The following is a 4,212-nucleotide window of genomic DNA, read 5'->3' on the forward strand; positions in this document are numbered from 1 at the left end:
AGGGGCGGGCCAGCCTCCGGTCGCGTGCTTCGGCCCCGGCGCGGAGGCCCGGCCAGATGCCGTCCAGCCACTCCTCCACCGAGCGGTCCGTGGGCCGGCCCGGCGCCACCCGGTCGTAGAGGGCCGCCGTCTCCGGCTCGACGGCGCGGTGCCGCGTCAGGATGTCCGGCTCGCCCGGGCCCCGTGCCGCCAACGCCACGCTCCGCAGGAACATCGCGTTCGCCGCCAGCAGCCACACCGCCTCGCCCACCGGCTCCGCACCGGAAGCACCGGACGCACCCGAAGCACCCGAAGCACCCGCCCCGCCCGAGGCATTCACCCCGGATGTCCCACCCGTCCCACCCGTCCTGACCGTCCGGACCATCCCACCCGTCCCGGCCTGGGCGCCGACCGCCAGGGCCCACGGGTCCGGGGCCAGGTACCGCACCGCGCCGACCCCCGTGAACTCCGCCGCGGCCGCGCACATCCCGCACGGGTGCTGCGTGCTCCACAGCACCGCCGCGCCGAGGTCCCATCCGGTCCGGGCGGCGCCGAGCGCGTTCATCTCGGCGTGGGCCAGCGGCGTACCGCGCAGGGGGCCGGTCCCGGGGCCCTCCCCGTACGCCTCGTTCCGCCCCTCGCACATCACCGCCCCCGCCGCGTCCGTCAGCGCCGCCCCCACCGCGAGGCCGCCCGCCGCCAGCGCCTCGTAGGCGAGCGCGAGTGATCTCCGCACCCCCACCGGGGCCGTCCGCCACGCCGTGCCGAAATCCAACTGCCCTGGTGCCATCGGGCCATTATCGTCACCCCATGGACATCCGCCCGGCCCGCACGGCTGCCGAGCTCGCCGCCGCCGAGGGCCTCTTCGACGGCCCTGCCCGCACGGACTGGTCCGAGCGCTTCCTCGCCGCCCCGGGCCACCTGATGCTGATCGCCTACGTCGACGGCGTGCCCGCGGGCATGGTCTCCGGCGTCGAGATGAGCCACCCCGACAAGGGCACCGAGATGTGCCTGTACGAACTCTCCGTGGACGAGGGCCACCGGCGGCGCGGGATCGGGCGCGCCCTGACCCTGGCCCTGGCCGAGGAGGCCCGGGGCCGCGGCTGTTACGGCATGTGGGTGGGCGTGGACACCGACAACGAGGCCGCCCTCGCCACCTACGGCTCCGCCGGCGCGGTCGACGAGGGCGTCTTCACGATGCGCGGCTGGCCGCTGGCCCCGTCACCGCCCCCGGACCCCCGGCGGTAGCCCTCCCGGCGGCGTGTCGTGCGCCCACTCGGCGCACCCTCCGCGCGCCCGCTCCCCCGTGCGCCGAGCATCGGCCGCATGACCGCACTGACGTCACCGACCGTGCTGCTTCCGGCCGCCGCCGCCCTCCTCGCCGCGCTCACCACGGGAGCCGCGCCCCCGCAGGCCGCCGCGGCCGCCTCCGGCGGCGCTCCCACCGCCCCCTACGTCGTCGTCCTCAAGGACACCACCCCCCGCGCGCCGACCCGTGCCCTGGCGGCCGAGGCGGCCGAGTCCGGTGACGTGGTCGGGTCCGTCTACGGCACCGCCCTGAACGGCTTCGCCGTCCGCACCACCGCCGCCCGGGCCGCGGCCCTCGCCGCCGATCCGCGGGTGGCCTCCGTGGAGCCGGACGCGGTGTACCGCACCGCCGACACCCAGCCGCTGGCCCCCTGGCCGCTGGACCGGATCGACCAGCGCGAGCTGCCGCTCGACGGTTCGTACACGTACGCCTCCAAGGCCGGGGGCGTCACCGTCTACGTCGTGGACACCGGGATCAACGTCCGCCACCAGGAGTTCGGCGGCCGGGCCCGGGCCGGTTACAACGCCCTGTGGCTGGAGACTTCCGGCGACTGCAACGGCCACGGCACGCACGTCGCGGCGACCGTGGGCGGGGCGACGTACGGGGTCGCCAAGGGCGTCTCACTGGTCGGGGTGAAGGTGGCGAACTGCCGGGGATCCGGGCGGCTGTCGGGCATCCTGCGCGGTCTGGAGTGGCTGGTGAAGGACGCCGTGGCCGCGCCCGCCACCCCGGCGGTGGCGAACATGAGCATGGGCGGCACCCCCAGTTACGCCCTCGACGCGGCGGTGACGCGGGCCATCGCCTCAGGGATCACCTTCACGGCGGCCGCCGGGAACGCGGGCGAGGACGCCTGCGCCGGCTCCCCGGCCCGGGTCCCGCAGGCCCTCACCGTCGGCGCGACCGACGCCGCGGACCGGCGCGCGGGGTTCTCCAACCACGGCCCCTGCGTGGACCTCTCGGCGCCGGGGGTGGGCGTGGTGTCGGCCTGGAAGGGGTCCACCACCGCCACGGCCCGCGCCTCGGGCACGTCCATGGCCGCCCCGCACGTGGCGGGCGTCGCGGCGCTGGTCCTGGCGGGCGGGACGGCGCGCACCCCGGCGGAGGTGTCCCGGGCCCTCGTGGGGGGCGCCGCGGCCGACCGGATCACCGGCCTGCCGGCCGGCACGCCGAACCTGCTGCTGCACGCGCCGACCGCCCGCTGACCCCGCCCGCTCACCCCGCCCGCGCACCTGGCCGTTTCCAGCGGTTCCGGATCGCCCCACCGGCCGGAACCGCTGCCTCCGTGCCCTCCCGCGGGAACTCCTCCGCCGGACCCGACCTGATGGGACATCAATGTGTGTGTCCTTCGGGCGAAAGCAAGCCATTGACTTCTCATCACGGCGACGCGACCTTGTCGGCCACCGCACCGGCTCGGCCTCCCCCACACAGCGGGTGGGGGGAGGGGTTCGTCATGACGAAGGAGTCGCGACCCAGTGAGTACGAGAATGCTCAGACGAAGAGTGCTGGCCGGGGCGGGAGCCCTATCCCTGGCCCTGACGGGTGGGGCGGTGGGCCTCGCGGGCTCGGCGCAGGCCGCGACCAAGACCACCGCCGTCTTCGAGAACTGCGACGCCCCGGCGCCGCAGCCGGACGGCTCCGGCAACCAGAACTTCACGGTGACCCTGCCCGACGGCGCCAAGGCCGGTGACGTCGTCCCGATCACCATCGATCCGGGCGCGAGCCCGCTGATCCCCGGCTTCTCCGTCACCACGGTGAACACCTCCAAGATCACCCTCAAGGTCGGGGCGACCACCCAGGTGGTCACCAGTCCGCCCGAGACCGTCAGTGTCGTGGCCGGCCAGCCGCTCGACCCGAAGGCGTTCTCCGGCACCATCAAGATCCCGGACGGCACCGAGGGCACCACCGTCAACGTGACCCTCGACCTCGCGGTGACCGACGCGGACCTCTCCGGTTCCGTCTTCACCACGACGTGCACCCCGGCCCCGCGCCCCAGCGCCTCCCTCGGCTCGGTCGCCGTGGAGGCCCTGCCCAAGGACCCGATCACCACCAGGCTGACGCCCAACAGCGGCAAGGCCGGCACCGCGGTCGCCGTCACCGGCGCCAACTTCGCCCCCGGGGCGGTCACCTGTTCCGCCCTCCTGAACGACGTCCCCACCGGTGACACCGGCACCGGCACGGCCGCGGCGAACGGCGTCGCCGACTGCGGCGTCACCGTCACCAAGAAGGCCGACCAGATCCGCATCGACGGCGCGATCAAGCCGTACAAGGACTTCGTCTTCGTCGAGGACCAGCCCGGCGTGAAGAACCCGGTCGACGTCGAGGTCCTGCCCGGTCCGCTGGCCATCGGTCCGCAGGGCGGCAACCCGGCCGTCGACTTCGGCAAGGTGACGATCAACGGCACGTCGCAGTCGGTCGTGGGCCAGTTCACCGCGATGTCCGTCCAGGACTTCCGCGGCGGCTCCCTCGGCTGGGACGTCACGGCGACCCGTACCCCGTTCCTGAACGAGACCACGGGCCACTCGATGACCAAGGCGCAGCTCGGCATCCAGCCGTCCTGCACCGTGACCAACGCGGACAGCCCGAGCACCTGCTCGGCCGGTACGCCGGGCGCCATCTCCGACACCCCGATGAAGATCGCCTCCCAGGCGGCCGGCGGGGACGAGCTGACCGGTGGCGAGTTCGCCGTCGGCGGCGCGGGGATGATCCAGCTCCCGCCGTTCATGTTCGCCGACACCTACCGCTCGGTGGTCACCTTCTCCATCGCCTGACCCGTACGGCCCGCTCGCTCCAGGGTGGTGGGGGGGGGGGGGGCCGCCCCCCCCCCCCCCCCCCCCCCCCCCCCGCCCCCCCCCCCCCCCCCCCCCCCCCCCCCACCCCCCCCCCCCCCCCCGCGGGGGCCCCGCCCCCCCCCCCCCGCGGCACCC

General features: G+C 75.4%; 4 protein-coding genes. 3 read left to right on the forward strand and 1 reads right to left on the reverse strand.

Features of this window, described 5'->3' with window-relative positions:
• The coding region (locus ABT106_RS31235; RefSeq protein ID WP_351284237.1) for a deaminase at positions 1–769 on the reverse strand (769 nt) is incomplete at its 3' end.
• Between the two features lie 20 nt (positions 770–789).
• Between ABT106_RS31235 and ABT106_RS31240 the strand changes: the two genes are divergently transcribed.
• From ABT106_RS31240 to ABT106_RS31250, 3 genes are all read left to right on the forward strand, one after another.
• Entirely contained in the window at positions 790–1,227 is a 438-nt protein-coding gene (locus ABT106_RS31240) for a GNAT family N-acetyltransferase (protein WP_351284240.1), read from the forward strand.
• Positions 1,228–1,305: 78 nt separating this feature from the next.
• The gene (locus ABT106_RS31245) at positions 1,306–2,490 is read left to right on the forward strand and encodes a S8 family peptidase (protein ID WP_351284243.1); all 1,185 of its coding nucleotides are present in this window, start codon (positions 1,306–1,308) and stop codon (positions 2,488–2,490) included.
• Positions 2,491–2,772: 282 nt separating this feature from the next.
• Entirely contained in the window at positions 2,773–4,056 is a 1,284-nt protein-coding gene (locus tag ABT106_RS31250; protein ID WP_351284246.1) for a hypothetical protein, read from the forward strand.
• Positions 4,057–4,212 lie beyond the last annotated feature (156 nt).

Source organism: Streptomyces sp. NPDC002044 (assembly GCF_040296725.1).
Lineage (GTDB): Bacteria > Actinomycetota > Actinomycetes > Streptomycetales > Streptomycetaceae > Streptomyces > Streptomyces antarcticus.